We start from the raw sequence: 18704 nt of genomic DNA on the forward strand, positions 1-18704 counted from the left end.
GTGCTCCCCTAAAGGGGGCTGGCTGCACAGCAGACTGGGGGGCTACGCGGAAGCCTAGATTGAACACCCACCAATCCATCAGCTAGCTTCCCAGTCAGGTATCTTAGGCGCGTGCCTCCCTTCCTGCGCGGTTTGACCCTCGGTTTCTCCCTGATCGTGGCAATTGGGCCGCAAAACGCCTTTGTGCTGCGGCAAGGGCTGACGCGGCAACATGCGCTGTTGGCCGCCTTCGTGTGTGCGCTGGCCGATTCGCTCCTCATTACCTTGGGCGTGTTGGGCATTGGCGCTTGGTTGGCCCGCAGCCCCACCCTCACTTTGATAGGAACACTGGCTGGCGCAGCGTTTTTGCTGTGGTACGGCTGGCGCTCTTTTAGGTCGGCGCAGCATCCTGTGGCCCTTGATACGGCAGGCCAGACGCAGCAATCGCCCCGCGCAGTGTTGGCAACCGCCCTCGCGTTCACCTTCCTCAATCCTCATGTTTTCCTCGACACCTTCGTCCTCATCGGCGGGGCGAGCGCGGGCCTCAGCAGCAGCGGGCGCATGGGCTTTTTGGGCGGCACCGTGTTGTCGTCTTGGATTTGGTTTTTTGGATTGGCACTCGCAGGCCGCCAACTCGCCCCCGTCATGAAAAACCTGCGTGCATGGCAAGTGCTGGACATCATTATCGGCGTGATCATGTGGACTATTGCGGCGGGGCTGGTGTGGGGGGCGGTGCAAGGGCAGTGAGTTGAAGGTGCTCTCTGGCCGGGGTCATTCAGGCAACTGGCACAGAGAGCAGGCCCGCATCAGACCAATTCGATCTGCCCCGACTCGTCCAGCTCAGACTCTTCAGCGACGACCACCCGGTTGCGGCCCCCGAATTTGGCCTGATACATCAACCCGTCCACCCTTCTGAGGGTTTGTGCAACAGGTTCTTCTGGCAACTGTACCGCCACCCCGATACTGACCGCAATAGCGAGGCCATCGGGGTAGAGGTGCTGAATGCCCGCCCGCAGTTGCTCTCCCCACGCCACGACGCCCGCAACGGGAAGCTGGCGCAGCAGCACTAAAAATTCTTCGCCTCCCCAGCGCCCGACTTGAACATTCTGCGGGCTGCGCAGATTGGCGCTTGCCAGATGGATGCTTGCCAGATCGGCACTTGCCAGATCGGTACTCGGCGGGGCGGCACTTGCCAAGCCACTGAGGTAGTCTCCCACCGCCTTCAGTACAGCGTCACCCTGCTCGTGGCCGTAGGTATCGTTGATGGATTTGAAGTGGTCGATATCGAGCAGGGCCACCACTGCAATGCCCCGCTCTAGCTGCGACATCAGCCCCCGGCGGTTAAGGATTCCGGTGAGCGGATCGGTTTCGACCAACTTGTGCAGGGAGTGGGTGGCCTGTTCGGCCAGCACCACTGCCCGCTGATACTCGCCTACCAACATCAGGGGAATCAGCGTGGTCAGGGTAGCCAGCTCGGTGACCAGCCGGGCGGACTGCACGTCACCCCAAGGAAAGCGCAGCAGCAGCGGCCAACTGAGCAGGAGATGAAGGGAAAAAGGAATAGCCAGCAAGGGCAGGAGCGCCCGCTGCGGCACCATCAGGCTGAGGATGACCGACCCCAGCAAAAATACCGGCCCATGCGTGATGACCAACTCCCGGCTGGGCAGCACATTAAGGATCAGATACAAAGCGTCCCACAACAGCGCGTAAGCAAAGATACCCGTCGCCATCAGCAATTCTATGAGCCTGAGCCACTTGGGCCAACGCAAGCAGACGAGGGCTGTCAGCGCCACAACAAACCCGAAGGTATGCAGACCCAAATGAAATGGGAAAAGGAATGAATCCTTTTGCGCCAGAAAAGAGGTGAGCACGATCAGGAGCAACGACATGACCAGACAGACGCTGTAGATGCGCCGCTTGACACTGTGCAGTTGCGGGGTATCTTCCCACCGCCGCCGAAGGGGTGACCATTCTGAGAGCCAGACGAACACGCTTTTGGGCATTCTCTTTCACCCCCTGGTGTTGGCCGCATCTGGCCGCACCAACGCCTGTCCTGAACTGCCAAGCTGTCGAGCTTCGAAATTCAGGATAGAGCATTTTACCTGAACACTCTGCAAGAAAAAACCTACCCACTGCCCTGCATAACCTTGCACGCCGCTCCCACCCTCCCGGCCCCCAACCGTGACATACTCTTTCTCTGGAATGCCTAAGCGAACTGACCTCCAGACGATTCTTATTCTCGGTAGCGGCCCTATTCAGATCGGGCAGGCCGCCGAGTTCGACTATTCGGGAACGCAGGCGCTGAAGGCCCTGAAAAAAGAGGGCTACCGCGTGGTGCTGGTGAACTCGAACCCGGCGACCATCATGACCGACCCGGAATTGGCCGACGCGACTTACCTAGAGCCGCTGACACCCGAATTCGTGGAGCGCGTGATCGCCAAAGAGAAACCGGATGCCCTGCTGCCCACGCTGGGCGGCCAGACGGCCCTGAACTTGGCGATGGAACTGCACGAGCGCGGCACGCTTGAAAAGTACGGCGTAGAACTGATCGGCGCGGGCGTCGAAGCCATCAAGAAGGGCGAAGACCGCGAACTGTTTCAGGCCGCCATGAAGAAAATCGGGATAGAAACCGCACGCGGCCAGATGGTGCACAGCATGGAAGAAGCGGTGGAGTACCAGAAGGAAATTGGCCTGCCCATCGTGATTCGGCCTAGCTTTACGCTCGGCGGCACCGGCGGCGGCATCGCGCACACCTACGAAGAATTTTTGGCGATCACCGAAGGCGGCCTGCGCGACAGCCCCGTGACTTCGGTGCTACTGGAAGAAAGCATTCTGGGCTGGAAGGAATACGAGCTGGAAGTGATGCGCGATACCGCCGACACGGTCATCATCATCACGAGTATCGAAAACTTCGACCCGATGGGCGTGCATACCGGAGACTCCATTACGGTGGCCCCCGCCCAAACCCTCAGCGACGTGGAATACCAACGCCTGCGCGATCAGTCGCTTGCCATTATTCGGGAAATTGGCGTGGCGACGGGCGGCAGCAACATTCAGTTTGCCGTAGACCCTACCAATGGCCGCGTGATCGTGATCGAGATGAACCCCCGCGTGAGCCGCAGCAGTGCGCTGGCAAGCAAGGCCACCGGATTCCCGATTGCCAAGATTGCCGCGCTGCTGGCGGTGGGCTATCACCTCGATGAACTGACCAACGACATCACCCGCGTCACGCCCGCGTCGTTTGAACCCAGCATCGATTACGTGGTGACCAAGATTCCGCGCTTCGCCTTCGAGAAGTTCCCCGGCACCTCAGACGCGCTGGGCACGCAGATGCGGAGCGTGGGTGAAGTCATGGCGATTGGGCGCACCTTCAAGGAAAGCCTGCAAAAAGCCATGCGCTCGGTGGAATCCGACGTGCGCGGCGCGTTCGCGGCTATGACGGATGAAGAATTGCGCGGCCTGCTGTACGGCAATCCCCGCCGCCTTGAAGCCGTGATCGAACTGCTGCGGCGCGGCGAAACCCTAGAACAACTGTTTGACGCCACCAAAATAGACCCTTGGTTCCTGTCCCAGTTGGCCGAAATCGTGGCCGCCGAACGCGAGATTGCGGCGCTGGGGCCAATAGCCGACTGGAAGTATGAACTCTGGCGCGAGATCAAACGCCTCGGCTTCAGCGATGCCCGTCTGGGCGAACTGGTGGGCCTGAACGAACTGGACGTGCGCCAGATTCGCAAGGAAGCCAAAGCCCTGCCCGTGTACAAAACGGTGGACACCTGCGCCGCCGAATTCGAGGCCCACACGCCGTATCACTACTCCACCTACGAATGGGAAGACGAGGTGACGCACACCGACAAGCCCAAAGTGGTGATTCTGGGCAGCGGGCCGAACCGGATCGGGCAGGGCGTGGAGTTCGACTACGCCACCGTTCATGCGGTCTGGGCCTTGCAGGAAGCCGGATACGAGACCATCATGATCAATTCCAACCCGGAAACAGTCAGCACCGACTACGACACGGCAGACCGCCTGTACTTCGAGCCGCTGACCTTTGAAGACGTGATGAACATCGTGGAGCACGAGAAACCGGTGGGCGTGATCGTGCAACTGGGCGGGCAGACGCCGCTGAAACTGGCGGCACGCTTGGCGGCGGCGGGCGCTCCGATCATCGGCACGTCGCCCGAAACGATTCACGAGGCCGAAGACCGCGCCTCCTTCAATGCGCTGTGCGAGCGACTGGGTATCCGGCAACCGCTGGGCAAAGTGGCGGCCACGCCTGCCGAAGCCCGCGCACTGGCTGCCGAACTGGGGTTCCCGCTAATGGCCCGCCCTAGCTACGTACTGGGGGGCCGCGCCATGCGAACGGTTCGCTCCATGGAAGAACTGGTGACCTATCTGGACGAGGTATACGCAGCGGTGGAAGGCCAGCCGAGCATCCTGCTGGATCAGTTCTTGGAAGGGGCGCTGGAACTGGACGTGGATACGCTCTGTGACGGCCAGATTGCGGTGGTGGCCGGGATTATGGAACACGTGGAAGCCGCCGGAATCCACAGCGGCGACAGCGCCTGCGTGCTGCCCCCCGTGAGCCTCAGCGCCGAACTGCTGGCAGAGGTGAAGGCCACCACCGAACGCCTGGCCCTCGCGCTGGGCGTGCGCGGCCTGATGAATGTGCAGTACGCCATCAAGGACGGCCTGCCCTACATTCTGGAAGCCAACCCACGCGCCAGCCGCACCGTGCCGTTCGTGTCCAAAGCCATCAATCACGCGCTGGCGAAAAGTGCCGCCCGGATTGCCGTAGGGCACACGCTGGAGCAGATCGGCTTTATCGAAACCCCGACGCTTGCCATGTACAGCGTCAAGGAAGTCCACCTACCGTTCCTGAAATTTGCAGGTGTGCAACCCATTCTGGGGCCAGAAATGAAAAGCACCGGCGAGAGCATGGGCATAGACGCCGATCCGTATTTGGCGTTTTACCGGGCGCAACTGGGGGCCAAGAATTATCTGCCGCTGTCGGGCACGGCCTTGTTGCTCGGCACGGGGCTGGACGAGGTAGCCGCCACGCTGGAAGGCGCGGGCCTGAGCGTGCTTCGCGAACGCGACGGAGACAAGCTTCCTGACCTGTTGATTGACGTGACCGAATCCAAATTGCTGCGGCTGGCACTAGAGCGCGGTGTGCCCATCGTATCTACGCGGGAGGGCGCGGAGTGGACGGCGAAGGCGATTGCGGCGGCGGTAGGTGCTGAATTGGAAGTTAAGAGCTTGCAGGAGTGGGTGGGAACAATCTCAACCACTGAAGCTTAAATTTCTTTAGCCCAACGCCAGATGCTCCCTGACCCGCGCGTCCAGTTCGCCCATCAGGTCATCTGGCACAAAACCCAAGGAGCGGCGCACCCGGCTCACGGCCACCGAACGCAGCAGTTCCACTTGCGCTTTGCTGTCTTTGTTAAGTCCTGTTCGCTCGGTGGGCAACAAGACTTGAAAGGAGTACACGCGTTCCGTGTTGCTGGTCAACGGCACCACGACAATGCTATTGCCATTCAGATTGGCGGCGTTGTTGGTGATCACGACGGCAGGGTGGACGAAGTTGGCCTCACCGTCGCGGGCGGGCGCAAAGTCGATGAGTAAAATATCGCCGCGCCTGAACAGTCCTAGAGCCACTCGCTGCCGTCGCTCGCCTGTAATCCGTCTGCGTTTTCAAGGTCTACACACTCGCCTGAACGGGCATGCTCGGCGTAGGCGTCAGCCAACTCCTTTTCTCGCAAGGCACGAATGGCGTGGGCCACAGCCTCGCTCCGGCTAGGCAACTGATGGCTGTGTTGATACGCCTCCAAGTAGGCCGCAAGTGTGGGAGACAGACTCACCGTCAAACGCTGTGCATTTTCGTATGACATATTTTCATACTATCATGCATACTCCCCAATCCCTTCAGATTCCCCCAACTCCCCCCATCAGCCCAGCTTCATCTGCGTGTGAAATCTTGTTCTCATGAGAACCTATGTCCGAATGATCGCGCTGGCGGCAGCTTTGATGGGAATATCGGAGGCGGCGACGGCGTTGACCACCGCTACTGCGAACTTGCGGCGCACACCGACCAACACAGGTGCAGTGCTGGGAACCGTGCCCCAGAACACGCTGGTGCTGGTGGCCTGCTCCGGGCAGTGGTGCCGCACCACCTACAAGGGCACGGCAGGCTACGTGGCCCGCTCGCTGCTGAAACCCGTGACCGGCAGCGCCCGCCTCACCGGAGACGGCACCGTGTATTACCGCACCTGCGTACAAATGCGGGCGGCAGGCGTGGCCCCCGCTAAACTGGGCGAGCCTGCCTACCGCACCGCGCTTGACCGCAACCAGAACAGCATTGCCTGCGAGCGCGGGGAGTAAAATCGTCAGTGGTGAGTGGGAAAAGCTGAACACTACGGTGTAGGAACTTGAATTGGAAGAAGGCCGCCCCGATGATGTGGGCGGCCTTCTTTTTCCCAGTTTATTTGGAGAATAGACCCGCGAATTCTCCGTAGCCTTGGGCTTCCAGTTCTGCGACAGGCACGAAGCGCATGGCTGCCGAATTGATGCAGTAGCGCAGGCCGCCCGCTTCCTGTGGGCCGTCGGGGAAGACGTGGCCGAGGTGGGAATCAGCCTGCGTAGAGCGAACTTCGGTGCGGGCATAGCCGATCTTGTAGTCGGTGTTTTCGGTCAGGGCTTTGCCGGGAATGGGCCGCGTAAAGGAAGGCCACCCGCAGCCTGCGTCGTATTTGTCGAGGCTGCTGAACAGGGCTTCTCCCGACACCACATCCACGTAAATGCCCGCGCCGCCGTGATCCCAATATTCGCCCGTGTAGGCCCGCTCGGTGCCCTCATGCTGGGTCACGCGGTACTGCTCCGGCGTAAGGCGTTGGCGCAGTTCTGCATCTGTCGGCTTCTGAAAGTCGGATTTGGTAGAGGTCATGAATCAGTGTACGGGGCAGGCCAAATCTGCTTCGTGAGCCTTGTTCCTGCTTGACTTGAGACCGCGTGTCAGACTAAACGGATGACTGCCCTTCCTGCCGCCTCCGAACCTCTGCGCGTAGATATTTGGTCTGATATTGCCTGCCCTTGGTGCTACGTGGGCAAACGGCGCTTCGAGACGGCGCTGGAAGGGTTTGCGGGCCGGGACGCCGTAGAAGTGGTATGGCACGCCTTCGAGCTTGATCCGTCTGCCCCGGTGGAAGAAACCCGGAAGATGCGCGACATTCTGGGCAGCAAATACGGACAGGGCGCGGCGGGGGCGCAGGCCATGCTGGACAACATGACCCAAACGGCGGCGGCAGAAGGGCTGGAATATCCCTTCGAGCGGTTGGTGCCCACCAACACCTTCGATGCCCACCGCGTCATTCATCTGGCCGCCCATGAAGGCAAACAGGACGCCATGAAAGAACGCCTGCTGGCCGCCTATTTTACGGAGGGCAAACACGTGGGCAGCCGCGATACGCTGGCAACATTGGCCGCCGAAGTGGGGCTGGACGGGGCGGCGGTGCGGGCTGCACTAGACACCGACGCTGGGGCCGCCGAGGTGCGGCAGGATCAGACACAGGCGCGGGCTTACGGCATCAGCGGCGTGCCCTTCTTTGTGCTGGGCGGCAAATACGGCGTCAGTGGCGCACAGCCCGCCGAAGTCTTGCGCGGCGCACTGGAGCAGTTGTGGGGCGAGTTGAACCCCGCGCCGCTGACCATGCTGAGTCCGGTAGCCGGGGCAGGAGCGGCGGAAGGCTGCGAGGACGGATCTTGTGCGGTGCCAGAGAAAACGGTGCCGGAGCGGACGGCAGCAGAGCAGGTCTAGACTCCAACGTGGGCCTTGCCGACGATCCCTTCGCCTACCACTTGGTGCAAGACGGTACGGTGCGCGTTTCTCGCGGTGGGCGCGTGGTTGTGGTGGTGGGCGGAGTGCGTGCAGCACGTTTACGGGCAGACTTGGACAAGGCGTACTCGTTTGAAGCCGAGCAACAACTGCTGGCCCGTGTGACCGGAAACTATCGCCGGGGCAACGAAAAGCGTTCAAAATAAGGCCCGCCGACTCTCATCAGTCAGCGGGCGTTCAAATGGGGTGGGGTGTTTAAGCTGGGCCGGGCGTCAACTCTCCACTCGGCGCGGGGCCATCGCCACTGCTGATCGGCGGCACTTCCAGTTCCGGCAACAATCCCCCCGCCAACACGGTTCTTACGTCGTCTCCGCTGAGGCTTTCGCGGATCATCAGTTCGTCGGTGAGGCGGTGCAGCACATGAGCATGCTCCGTCAGCAAAGCGTGGGCGCGGTCGTACTGCGAGTTCAGAATCAGGGCCGTTTCGGTGTCGATGGTCTGGGCCGTGTGATCGCTGTAGTTGCTGGGCTGGGGGCCAAAGCCGAGGTAATTGCTGCTGTCCTGCGCCAATGCCAGCTGCCCCGCGCCCGACATGCCCCATTCCGTGACCATGCGGCGGGCAATGGAGGTGGCTTTCTGAAAGTCGTTGGCGGCTCCGGTAGTGACCTGTCCGGTGGCTACATCTTCGGCAGCGTGTCCGGCCAGCGCCACACAAATCAGGTCGAGCAGGGCGGCGCGGGTATGGTGCATGCGGTCTTCGGGCGTGTACAGCGCCGAACCGAGTGAGCGGCCACGCGGAACGATGGTCAGCTTGTGGGCTTTGTCTGCGTGCGGCAACAACTGAGCGGCGAGAGCATGCCCGACTTCGTGGTAGGCGGTCACTTTACGGTCTGCCTCTCTGACCACGAGGCTGCGGCGTTCCGGCCCCATCAGCACCCGGTCACGCGCCTCATCCACATCCCGCCCCGTAATCCGCGTCCGTCCTTCCCGTGCGGCGAGGAGTGCTGCTTCGTTGAGCAGGTTTTCAAGATCGGCTCCCACCATGCCTGCGGTTCTTCTGGCGACCAGAGCTAAATCCACGCTGGCATCCAGTGGCTTTTTGCGGGCATGAATCCGCAACACCATTTCCCGCCCCCGCACATCCGGCGCATCCACGACGACTTGACGGTCAAAGCGTCCGGGTCTGAGCAATGCGGCATCCAAGACATCGGGTCTGTTCGTCGCCGCCAGAATGATCACTTCTTGTCCACTGCCGAACCCGTCCATTTCGACGAGGAGTTGATTCAAGGTTTGTTCGCGTTCGTCATTCCCACCTTGCAAGCTCACACCCCGTTTACGGCCCACTGCGTCGATTTCATCGATGAACACGATGCAGGGCGCACTCTTTCTGGCTTGTTCGAACAGGTCACGGACACGGGCTGCCCCGACACCGACGAACATTTCCACGAAGTCGGAACCGGAGATGGAGTAATAGGGCACTTTGGCTTCTCCTGCGACGGCTTTAGCTAAAAGTGTCTTACCGCTGCCGGGGGGGCCAACCAAGAGGACGCCGTGGGGAATCCGTGCGCCGAGTTGGTGGTAGCGCTCGGGGTGGCGCAGGAATTCGACGACTTCTTGCAGGTCTTGCTTGGCTTCGTCGCATCCGGCCACATCGGCAAAGGTCTGTTTGATCTGGCCCTCCGCGATCACTGCCGCCTTGGATTTCCCAAATTGGCTGGCCGCATCGGTACCGCCGCCTTGCCGCCCACGCAGCAGCAGCACGATCAGGCCGCCGATCAGGGCCAACGTGAGCAGCGCACTGATGATCGTGAGGGCGCTGATGCGGGACGCCTGCGCGTAGGTCACATTGACGCCCGCCGCCTGCATGTTGGTCAGGGCAATGGCGGGATCGGCGGCCACGGTGCGCGTGCGGTACTCACGCCCGTTGTCCAGCACGCCGGTAATGGCCGCCGTATTGTTCTGAAACGACACGACTGCCGTTTGCACCGTGCCGTTTTTGAGGGCGTCGGTAAATTCGGTGAGCGGCAAATCGCTGCCCCGGCCACGCGGAGTCACGATGCTGATGAGCAGCAGCACGGCCACGACGCTGGCCGCCAAGCCCCATGCCCACGAGGGGCGCTTCACTGTTCCGGCCTCTGCGAATGAGACCTCGCAGGGAGGGGGTTGCACATCTGTTGGCTGACCACAGGCGACATGCATCAGTCTATGCCGACAGCGCAGGGTAAGTATGGAAGAAAAGGGGGAAAGTTTCGGATAAGCTCACTCTTCACTCCATCTTGAAGTTGAGCGCACTACACTCAACTCTATTGACTGTTCTGAACTGTGGCCCTATGATGATCCAAGTTTAGAACTGCTGTTCTTGCAGCGGCAGAATCTTATCCATTCAAGGAGTCACATACATGCCAAAAGCAGTCGGAATCGATTTGGGAACCACCAACAGCGTTATTTCCGTGATGGAAGGCGGACGCCCCGAAGTGATCGTGAACGCCGAGGGCGCACGCACGACCCCCAGCGTCGTGGCCTTCAAGGGCGACGAGCGCCTTGTGGGGCAGATTGCCCGCCGTCAGGCCGCGCTGAACCCGCAGGCCACTATTTTTGAAATCAAGCGTTTTATTGGCCGCCGCTGGGACGAAGTGTCTCAGGAAGCGGGCCGCAGCCCCTTTAAGGTGAAGGAAGGCGCGGGCGGCAGCGTGCGTGTGGATGTGAACGGCAAGGAGTACGCCCCCGAACAGGTCAGCGCGGAAGTGCTGCGGAAGCTGGTGGCCGACGCCAGCGCCAAATTGGGCGAGAAGATCGTAGACGTGGTCATCACCGTGCCCGCCTACTTCGATAACAGCCAGCGTGAAGCCACCAAACAGGCAGGCGAAATTGCGGGCCTGAACGTGCTGCGCGTCATCAACGAACCCACCGCCGCCGCTTTGGCCTACGGTTTGGAGCGCAAGGGCAACGAAACCGTGCTGGTCTTCGACTTGGGCGGCGGCACGTTCGACGTGACCATCTTGGAACTGGGCGACGGCGTGTTCGAAGTGAAATCCACGTCGGGCGACACCCACCTCGGCGGCGCGGACTTCGATCAGCGCATCGTGGACTGGCTCGCCACCGAGTTTCAAAAAGAAAACAGCTTCGATCTCCGCAAAGACCCGCAAGCGTTGCAGCGCCTGATCGAAGCCTCTGAGAAGGCCAAGATCGAACTGTCCAGCGGCTCCGAGACCACTGTGTCTCTGCCCTTCATCACCTTTGATCCGGAAACGCGCACGCCTCAGCACCTCGAGCGCACGCTGACCCGCGCCAAGTTCGAGGAATTGACCGCCGATCTGCTGCGCCGCGTGCGTCATCCCGTGGAGCAGGCGTTGGCCGATGCCAAGATGAGCGCCAGCGACATCAACGAAGTGATTCTGGTGGGCGGCTCGACCCGAATTCCCGCCGTGAAGCGCATCGTGAAAGACATTACGGGCAAGGAACCCAACGAGTCCGTGAACCCTGACGAAGCCGTCGCGCTGGGCGCTGCCGTGCAGGCGGGCATCATCATGGGCGACAGCAGTTTGGGCGACATCGTGCTGGTAGACGTGACACCGCTGACGCTGGGCGTAGAAGTGAAGGGCGGCATGATCGCCCCGATGATTACGCGCAACACCACCGTACCCGCCAAGAAGACCGAGATCTACACGACGGCGGCCAACAACCAGCCCGGCGTGGAAATCAACGTGCTGCAAGGCGAGCGCCCGATGGCGAGCGATAACAAGAGCCTAGGCCGCTTCAACCTTGAGGGCATTCCCCCGATGGCCGCCGGACGCCCGCAGATCGAAGTGACCTTCGACATCGACGCTAACGGCATCCTTCACGTGACGGCCAAAGAGAAGACCAGCGGCAAGGAAGCCAGCATCCGCATCGACAACACCACCACCCTCGACAAGAGCGACGTGGAGAAGATGGTGAAGGAAGCCGAGCAAAACGCCGCCGCCGACAAGATTCGCAAAGAGAAAGTGGAGAAGCGCAACAACCTCGACTCCCTGCGCGTGCAGGCCCTCAGCCAGATTGAGGAAAGCGCCGGAGCTGACCAAAGCGCCAAAGACACGCTGAAAGCCGCCGCTGACGAAGCCGAAGAAGCCGTTCGCAGCGACGACGACACCAAGATTGCCGACGCTCAGAAGAAGCTGGAAGAAGAACTCCGCACCTTTATGACCGCCGCGCAGGCCGCGCCCGCAGCAGACGGCGGCGGCGTGGATTTGGGCAAAGACAAGAAAGACGACGACGTGATCGACGCCGATTTCAAACCGGCTGACTGAGCGCTCCGTCCAACCCGCAACCCATGCAGGACAGACCAAGGGGAGAGGACGGCCTACACGCCACCCTCTCCCCTATTGACTGCCGCCGCACCCTACACTGACGCCTAATGTTCCGCAGACGAGGTAAACCCATGACCCAGAACGACGACACCAACAATGCCCCGAAAGAAGCACCGACCAAAGAAGCCAAGACGATTGATATGGACGGCTTGGATATTCCAGAAAGCGACACCGACAACATGGAAGAGGATGTCGAATTGATGGACGCTGACTTGATGGACGAGGAAGGCGGCTTTCCCGGCATGGACGCCGATTCTCTAGATGCTGGCATGTTCGGGCAAGTGCAGGAAATGATGGCGAAGCTGCAACAGGCCGACGAGCTGGAGAAGGAAAACGCCGACTTGAAAGGCCGATTGGCCCGCCTCGCTGCCGACTTCGAGAGCCAGCGCCGCCGCTTGCAGGGTGAAGTAGACGCCGCGCAGGGTCAGGGCATTGCCAAGGCCGCCGAAAGCCTGATGCCCGTGTACGACGACCTTGACCGCGCCGTGAGCATGGGCGTGGGCGACCCCACCAAGCTGATTCCGGGCATGCAGGCGGTGCAGGCGACCATGCTGCGCGTGTTTGGCGGGCTGGGCCTAGAAGTGACCGGGCGCGAGGGCGAGACCTTCGATCCCCAGTGGCACGAGGCGCTGCAAGTGGTACCCGGCGACGCCGACGACATCATCGTGCAGGTCTATCAACTCGGCTTCCGCATGGGAGACCGCCTCGTGCGGCCCGCCCGCGTGGTGGTCAGCAAGCAGGGCTGAAACCGCTATGACTGCCCCCGATTCCATGCCTTCCGACCCCATGCACGGCGTCACGTTGGCGCAGATTCTAGAGCGGTTGGTAGACGCTTACGGCTGGGAAGGCATGGCAGACCGAGTCCCCGTGCGCTGCTTCGAGCTGAACCCCAGCATGCAGAGCAGCCTGAAATTCCTGCGCCGGACGCCTTGGGCGCGGGCCAAAGTGGAAGCCCTGTATCTGGAATTGGTGCTGGGCGGGGCCGGGTTTACGGGGCGGTAAGGGAGTCGCTGCGCTCACTTCCCCCCTCTGCTAGCGCAGCTCTGCGGGTCCCAGCCTCCCCCGCAAGGGGGGAGGAGCGAAAACAAAATCTTCTCTACAGCCCTCAATTACGTGTTCAGAGAGTTGGTTTAGCTGGCGTAATACGAAGAGAACATCGTTTCCTTGAGCTTTTACTCCCTCTCCCCTTGCGGGGGAGGGTTGGGGAGGGGGGTAAGTGAGCGCAGCAATTGCTGTTCTCCAGGCGACTTGCCAAAACCAACAACCCTTATAGGCAGTCCCTAACAGCATAGCCCCCCGAATCTAAACAGATCAGCGCCTTAGACCCTTGGACACTCACGCTCTCGCAGACTTCAAAAGGAGACGCCCCACATGGCCTACAAAGACTATTACGACGTGCTGGGCGTGTCCCGCAGTTCATCCGACGCCGACATAAAAACCGCTTACCGCAAGATGGCCAAGCAGTTTCATCCCGACAAGAACGCGGGCGACGCGGCTTCGGGCGAGAAATTTAAGGAAATTGGCGAGGCGTATGCCGTGCTGAGCGACCCCGAAAAACGCAAGGTGTACGACCAATTTGGGCATACCGGACAGGTGCCGCCCGGCTACAGCAGCGGCGGCGGCTTTCAGGGCGGAGATTTTGCGGGCTTCGATGCCAGCCAGTTCAGCGATTTTTTTCAGGGCTTGTTTGGCGGCGCGGGTGGGCGGCGGCCCGGTGGCGGCGGGGCATCTGGCATGGGCGGGGCAGGCTTTCCCGGCGGCACTCAGGTAAATCTGGAAGACCTGTTGGGCGGCGTGGGCGGTACGCAAGGCAGACGCTTTGTTCAAAACGTGGAAGGCGAATTGCAGGTCACGTTGGCCGAGGCCTTCTCCGGCTCCGATGAAGTGATCAATGTGGACGGCAAACGCCTGAGCCTGCGCGTTCCTCCCGGCACCCGCGACGGCGCTCGGCTGCGGCTGGCGGGGCAAGGGCCGGGCGGCGGCGATATTCTCCTCACCATCCGGGTGCTGGAAGATGGCCGCTTCGATCTGGACGGCGACGACCTGACCACCAGTGCCGAAGTGCCCGCCCCTGTGGCCGCGCTGGGCGGAGACATTACGGTGCAAACGCTGAACGGCAAAGGCAAACTGAGCGTGCCACCCGGCAGCAGCGGCGGCCAACGCATGAGGTTGCGCGGGCAAGGCTGGCCCAAAAAGGAAGGCGGGCGCGGCGACCTGTATGTGCGCCTGAATATCACGCTGCCCAAAACGCTGACCGATGAGGAAAAGGAGTTGTACCGGAAGTTGCGGGAGTTGCGGAAAGAGGGCTGACCCGAAAAAGCGACTGGCTTGGGCTTGACTCTTGGCCCCGCACCTGCGTAACTACACCCTATGCCCGATCTGTCTTCGCTGGCCCTGTTTGCCGTCGCCGCCCTCGCGCTGCTGATTATTCCCGGCCCTGCCGTGCTGTACATCGTGGCCCGTTCGGCACATCAGGGGCGGCGGGCGGGGTTGCTGTCGGTGCTGGGCGTGCAAACAGGCGGGCTGGTGCATGTGCTGGCAGCCACCGTTGGTCTTTCGGCCATCGTATTGTCGTCGGCGGTGCTGTTCAGCGCCCTCAAATATCTAGGGGCCGCATACCTGATCTACATCGGCATTCGCACGCTGCTGGCGCGGGATGAGGAAACAGATACCGAGATTCCTGTTCCTAAAGTTCAGTCTATGAAGCAGCTTTTTTGGCAAGGCGCACTCATCAACGCGCTAAATCCCAAAACGGCGCTGTTTTTTCTGGCCTTCCTGCCGCAGTTTATTCACCCGGAGCGCGGCCCGGTGGCCCTGCAAACCCTGACCTTTGGCCTCTTGTTCCTGTGTTTGGCCGTGTGCAGCGACGGGATGTACGCCTTACTAGGCGGCAGCTTGGGCGCGAAGCTGCGCGGGAGTCCCCGATTTGCACGGCGGCAGAAATACGTGACAGGCGGCATTTACATTGCGCTGGGTGTGGGAACGGCGACGGTAGGGCAGAAGTAAAGGCAGAACAACAAGGGGGCCACTTCTCCACACCGGAAGAGTGGCCCTTTTGACTTGCCGTAACACTCAGATTGTGGGCTGACTGATGCCTTGAAGCGCCTGCTCGTCGGCGCGGCCTGTGGCGTTGGTGGCGAGGTCGGCAAGCGACACGATACCCACCACCTTGCCGCCCTCGGTAATCGGCAGGCGGCGCAACTGGCGGTTCGACATCTCCTGCGCGGCGTCCTGCACGCTGCTACTGGCGTTCATCGTGAACACGTTGTCGCTGGCATAGTCGGTAATGGCGCTGCCCAGATCGTGCCCATACGCCACCGCCCGGATCACGATGTCGCGGTCGGTCACGATTCCGGTCAGGCGTTCGCCGTCCATGATCAGCACGTTGCCGATGTCCTGTTCGCGCATCAGGCTGGCGACTTCCTTGAGGGTCGCGCCGCCGTCTACGGTGGTCAGGTCACGGGTCATGATGTCTCGTAAGGTCAGTTGCGTCATGGGTGTACCGTACTTGCCGCACAGTTGGCGACGGTGGGAACGACATAAAGGCGGCTTGTGTAGGCTTTCAAGCTTTGAGCGGGTCATGACAGACCAAATAGCCACACAGCAGCAGAGGCCAACGCTGGGGCTGGCCTCTGCTTACTAATTTGGACGAATCTAGGGTGTTGCTGCCCTATACGAATTCCGTCCAATTCCCGGACACCCAGAACACCACAGGGTGTCCGTCCATCTCCCAGAATTCGTATCTCTTCCCACTCGCTTTGCTCGGATTGAATCCCACAAACCGGGACTCAATCGGAATTACTTCATCAGCCATTCAAAGCTGGTCTTGATCAGGGCGCTGCGGCTGCTGGGCGTCAGGCCTTCCAGACCGAAGCCCATATTCACGGTGCGGTAAGCGCCCGCGTTGTTGATGACGATGGCTCCGGCGTTTTCGTTCACGTTTTGGGCCGTGACGCGGGGGCGCTGGGTAGGCTGCTGGCCGCCAAGAACCTGATTCAAGATGCCGCCGATGATGTTGGCCGCGAGTTTTTCCACGAGGCCGCGAGGGTCTTGCACCTTCTGGGTGGCGCGGTTGCGGTTGGGGTCGACGCGGATGCTCTGGGCCGTGATGGTTCCTGCAGTGGCCCCAGCGGTTCCCCAGCCTGCCACTGTGCTGCTGCCGTTCAGGTCAGCGATCACGTCGGGGTAAAACTGGTTGGCGGCGCTGCCCTGCGCGTTCAGGGTAAAGGCGGTGCTGCCGAAGGCTCCAGCCGTGACAAACTTGGCGGTGCCGCTGCTGTCGGCCACAAAGCGGGTTTTCAGCGTGGCGCGGTAGAAGTCGCTGGCCCCGATGTCGTAGCCCACGTCTTGCCCGGTCAGCAGCAAGTTGCCGCCGCCTGCAAGGTACTGGCGCAGGGTGTTCTGGTCGGCGGCAGTCAGGGTGTTCTGATACTGCTCGCCAGTGGCCCACAGCACCACGTCGTAGGTCTTCATTTCACTCAGGGGAATCGCGCCCATGGTCTGCACGTCCCAGCGGAAGGCAGAAGCGGCATTGGCTTTCACGGCGTCGCGCAGGGCCGCCGTGACATCTGCGCCCTGACCCATATCGTCATCGACAAGCAGCACGGTGGGCTTTTTGCCGCCGCCACTGGGTGCGGGTGCAGGCGTGGGGGCCGGAGCGGGCGTGGGTGAGGGCGCAGTGCCGGGGCGAGCTTTGATGAAGCAGCCCTTGCGGACGCCCGCTGCCGGATCGGTACCCCACTCGGCTACCGTGCAGTTGAAACCGTCGGTGGCCACACCGGAAATGTATTTGCCGTTGGTGCCGAACACGGCGTCTCGCTGGCCGCTGAAATCGCACTTGGAGCCCTCGATGGCGCAGAGGGTGTACCCGGCTGGCCCGGTGGGAGCGGCAGCTGGGGGCGCAGGTGTAGGCGTCGGGGTGGGTGTAGGCGTTGGCGTTGGTGTAGGAGCGGGTGGAGGTGTGGGGGTAGGCGTCGGAGTCGGGGTGGGTGCAGGAGCAGGAGCGCCCGCATTTACGCCCAGTTTGCCCAGTGCGCCGGGCACGCTGATCAGGCCGTAGCCCACGTTGTTGTTTTTGCTGCCCGCGTTGCTGGCGCTGGTATACAGGGCGTTCTTAATCGCGTCTACGCCTGTGCCGGGTTTGGCGCTCAGCATCAGGGCCACCGCGCCCGCTGCAATAGGGCTGGCCTGAGAAGAGCCGCTGAGTGCGCCGTATTGTCCGTTGGGGAAGGAACTGGTAATGGCGACGCCGGGCGCGGCGATGTCAGGCTTGATGAACACGCCGTTGATCGCGCCTTGCCACGCCACCGGGCCACGGCTGCTGAAGCTGGCGACTTGGCCGTTTTGATCGACTGCGCCTACACCCACCGCGTCGGGCAGGTTGCCGGGGCTGCCGGTACTGCCGCTGGCGGGGCCAAAGTTACCGATGGCGAACACCGGAACCACGCCCGCTTTGATCATGTTCTGCACGGGCACGATGAATTCATCGAAGGTGCCGGGGATGCCGAGGCTCATGTTCACCACGTCGGCCCCGTCGTCGGTATCGGCGTTGTTGTCTGGGTCAAGGACATATTGCATTCCGGCAATGACCTGTGCAAACGTGCCTTCATTGTTGGGCAGCACCAGCGCACTGATGATTTTGGCGCTGGGAGCTACGCCCACCGTGTCGCCTACCAGCAGGCCCGCCGTGTGCGTACCGTGGTTAGAAGAATCGCGGGGCTGCGTGCCGATCCGGTCTCCGGCAGCATTGAATTCGGCAAACGACAAAATCTTGCCGTTCAGTTGAGGATGAGAGGCGTCCACGCCGCTGTCGAGGTGCCCGATACGGATGCCCTGACCCTTGAATCCGGCGGCCCACGCCTGCGGCGCACCAATGCTCTGGAGGTGCCAAGGCGTTCCGGCAGGGGCAGAAGCCGCGCTGAGGGCCACCGCTTTAGGAATCTGCACCTTAAAGTTCTCGAACACGTCGGAGACGAAGGGCAGCAAGGCCAAAGCGCGGGCCTGCACCGGGGTCATGGGCAGATAGACGCTCTGATCGAGCCACAGTTGGGTGGCCCGGCCCGACGCGATGGCCTGATTCAGAAACCCGGCGGCGGGGCCGACCTGTGCAATTTTGCTGCTCAGTTGGGTACGCAGGTTCTTGAACAGGGCGCGGCCCCGCTCATCGTTGGCGACCTTAAAGCGCACGATTACGCCTACCTGCGTCTGGTCACCCTTTTTGGCCCGCGCCAGCAATGTAGGAGAGAGGCCCGCCGCCTCCGCCGTAGAGACGCCGCCCAAAGCGAGGGCCGCGCCGAGCATCATCATTCGGGTCAACTTATTCATGCTTGCAGCCTAGCGGCCCGGACGTGACGCCCCCTGAAGCAGTCATGAGGAACCCTTGAGGTGAGGTCAGAGATTCATCAGGCAAGTGGGAGCGGGGGAGATTGAGCCGGAAGGTGAAGCCCCCGTTGCTGGCGCGGGCGTCCCCCCTTAAGGGGAGGACAACAGCTCTTGCGCTCCCCTTATTGGTAGTCCGTTGACTTTGAAGAAGAATGCCCTTGTGGACGGCATTT

At 61.5% G+C, this 18704-nt stretch carries 17 protein-coding genes; 10 read left to right on the forward strand and 7 right to left on the reverse strand.

Features of this window, described 5'->3' with window-relative positions; all coding sequences use genetic code 11:
• The first annotated feature begins 111 nt into the window (after positions 1-111).
• Positions 112-726, forward strand: a complete 615-nt coding sequence (locus E7T06_RS17125) for a LysE/ArgO family amino acid transporter (protein ID WP_136366977.1) — start codon at positions 112-114, stop codon at positions 724-726.
• A gap of 59 nt (positions 727-785) precedes the next feature.
• On the opposite strand, the gene E7T06_RS17130 is transcribed toward E7T06_RS17125, so the two are convergent.
• Positions 786-1709 carry a GGDEF domain-containing protein gene (locus E7T06_RS17130; protein WP_168733613.1) on the reverse strand — a complete coding sequence of 308 codons (924 nt, stop codon included), beginning with the start codon at positions 1707-1709 and terminating at the stop codon, positions 786-788.
• Between the two features lie 472 nt (positions 1710-2181).
• Here E7T06_RS17130 and carB point away from each other — a divergent pair, with 472 nt between their 5' ends.
• Positions 2182-5274, forward strand: a complete 3093-nt coding sequence (gene carB, locus E7T06_RS17135) for a carbamoyl-phosphate synthase large subunit (protein ID WP_136366979.1) — start codon at positions 2182-2184, stop codon at positions 5272-5274.
• Positions 5275-5280: 6 nt separating this feature from the next.
• Here the strand turns inward: carB and E7T06_RS17140 are convergent, their stop codons facing one another.
• The gene (locus E7T06_RS17140) at positions 5281-5631 is read right to left on the reverse strand and encodes a type II toxin-antitoxin system PemK/MazF family toxin (protein ID WP_136366980.1); all 351 of its coding nucleotides are present in this window, start codon (positions 5629-5631) and stop codon (positions 5281-5283) included.
• Positions 5622-5864 (reverse strand): ribbon-helix-helix domain-containing protein, encoded by a 243-nt coding sequence (locus E7T06_RS17145; RefSeq protein WP_136366981.1) that lies wholly within the window; start codon positions 5862-5864, stop codon positions 5622-5624. Before E7T06_RS17145 ends, E7T06_RS17140 begins: the two co-directional genes overlap by 10 nt.
• 94 nt (positions 5865-5958) lie before the next feature.
• Between E7T06_RS17145 and E7T06_RS17150 the strand changes: the two genes are divergently transcribed.
• Entirely contained in the window at positions 5959-6354 is a 396-nt protein-coding gene (locus E7T06_RS17150) for an excalibur calcium-binding domain-containing protein (protein WP_240741133.1), read from the forward strand.
• A gap of 100 nt (positions 6355-6454) precedes the next feature.
• Here E7T06_RS17150 and msrB read toward each other — a convergent pair whose 3' ends face one another.
• Entirely contained in the window at positions 6455-6916 is a 462-nt protein-coding gene (gene msrB, locus E7T06_RS17155) for a peptide-methionine (R)-S-oxide reductase MsrB (protein WP_136366982.1), read from the reverse strand.
• Between the two features lie 81 nt (positions 6917-6997).
• Here msrB and E7T06_RS17160 point away from each other — a divergent pair, with 81 nt between their 5' ends.
• Together E7T06_RS17160 and E7T06_RS17165 are read left to right on the forward strand one after the other, a co-directional pair.
• Positions 6998-7786, forward strand: coding sequence for a DsbA family oxidoreductase (locus E7T06_RS17160; RefSeq protein ID WP_136366983.1), 789 nt, complete (start codon positions 6998-7000; stop codon positions 7784-7786).
• A gap of 8 nt (positions 7787-7794) precedes the next feature.
• Positions 7795-8010 (forward strand): hypothetical protein, encoded by a 216-nt coding sequence (locus tag E7T06_RS17165; RefSeq protein ID WP_136366984.1) that lies wholly within the window; start codon positions 7795-7797, stop codon positions 8008-8010.
• 49 nt (positions 8011-8059) lie between these two features.
• On the opposite strand, the gene ftsH is transcribed toward E7T06_RS17165, so the two are convergent.
• Positions 8060-9928, reverse strand: coding sequence for an ATP-dependent zinc metalloprotease FtsH (gene ftsH, locus E7T06_RS17170; protein WP_240741134.1), 1869 nt, complete (start codon positions 9926-9928; stop codon positions 8060-8062).
• A gap of 275 nt (positions 9929-10203) precedes the next feature.
• Between ftsH and dnaK the strand changes: the two genes are divergently transcribed.
• From dnaK to E7T06_RS17195, 5 genes are all read left to right on the forward strand, one after another.
• Positions 10204-12090 carry a molecular chaperone DnaK gene (gene dnaK, locus E7T06_RS17175; RefSeq protein WP_136366986.1) on the forward strand — a complete coding sequence of 629 codons (1887 nt, stop codon included), beginning with the start codon at positions 10204-10206 and terminating at the stop codon, positions 12088-12090.
• A gap of 107 nt (positions 12091-12197) precedes the next feature.
• Positions 12198-12896 (forward strand): nucleotide exchange factor GrpE, encoded by a 699-nt coding sequence (locus tag E7T06_RS17180; protein WP_240741135.1) that lies wholly within the window; start codon positions 12198-12200, stop codon positions 12894-12896.
• Between the two features lie 7 nt (positions 12897-12903).
• Positions 12904-13152 carry a VF530 family protein gene (locus E7T06_RS17185; protein WP_064013758.1) on the forward strand — a complete coding sequence of 83 codons (249 nt, stop codon included), beginning with the start codon at positions 12904-12906 and terminating at the stop codon, positions 13150-13152.
• A 369-nt stretch (positions 13153-13521) separates the two neighbouring features.
• Positions 13522-14460, forward strand: a complete 939-nt coding sequence (locus E7T06_RS17190) for a DnaJ C-terminal domain-containing protein (protein ID WP_136366987.1) — start codon at positions 13522-13524, stop codon at positions 14458-14460.
• A 60-nt stretch (positions 14461-14520) separates the two neighbouring features.
• The gene (locus E7T06_RS17195) at positions 14521-15156 is read left to right on the forward strand and encodes a LysE family translocator (protein ID WP_136366988.1); all 636 of its coding nucleotides are present in this window, start codon (positions 14521-14523) and stop codon (positions 15154-15156) included.
• A 66-nt stretch (positions 15157-15222) separates the two neighbouring features.
• Here the strand turns inward: E7T06_RS17195 and E7T06_RS17200 are convergent, their stop codons facing one another.
• The gene (locus E7T06_RS17200) at positions 15223-15645 is read right to left on the reverse strand and encodes a CBS domain-containing protein (RefSeq protein ID WP_136366989.1); all 423 of its coding nucleotides are present in this window, start codon (positions 15643-15645) and stop codon (positions 15223-15225) included.
• A gap of 303 nt (positions 15646-15948) precedes the next feature.
• Positions 15949-18474: a S8 family serine peptidase gene (locus tag E7T06_RS17205; RefSeq protein ID WP_240741136.1), complete on the reverse strand. Its 2526-nt coding sequence runs from the start codon at positions 18472-18474 to the stop codon at positions 15949-15951.
• Positions 18475-18704: the final 230 nt, after the last annotated feature.

The sequence above is a fragment of the Deinococcus sp. Arct2-2 genome (assembly GCF_004801315.1).
Classification (GTDB): Bacteria; Deinococcota; Deinococci; order Deinococcales; family Deinococcaceae; genus Deinococcus.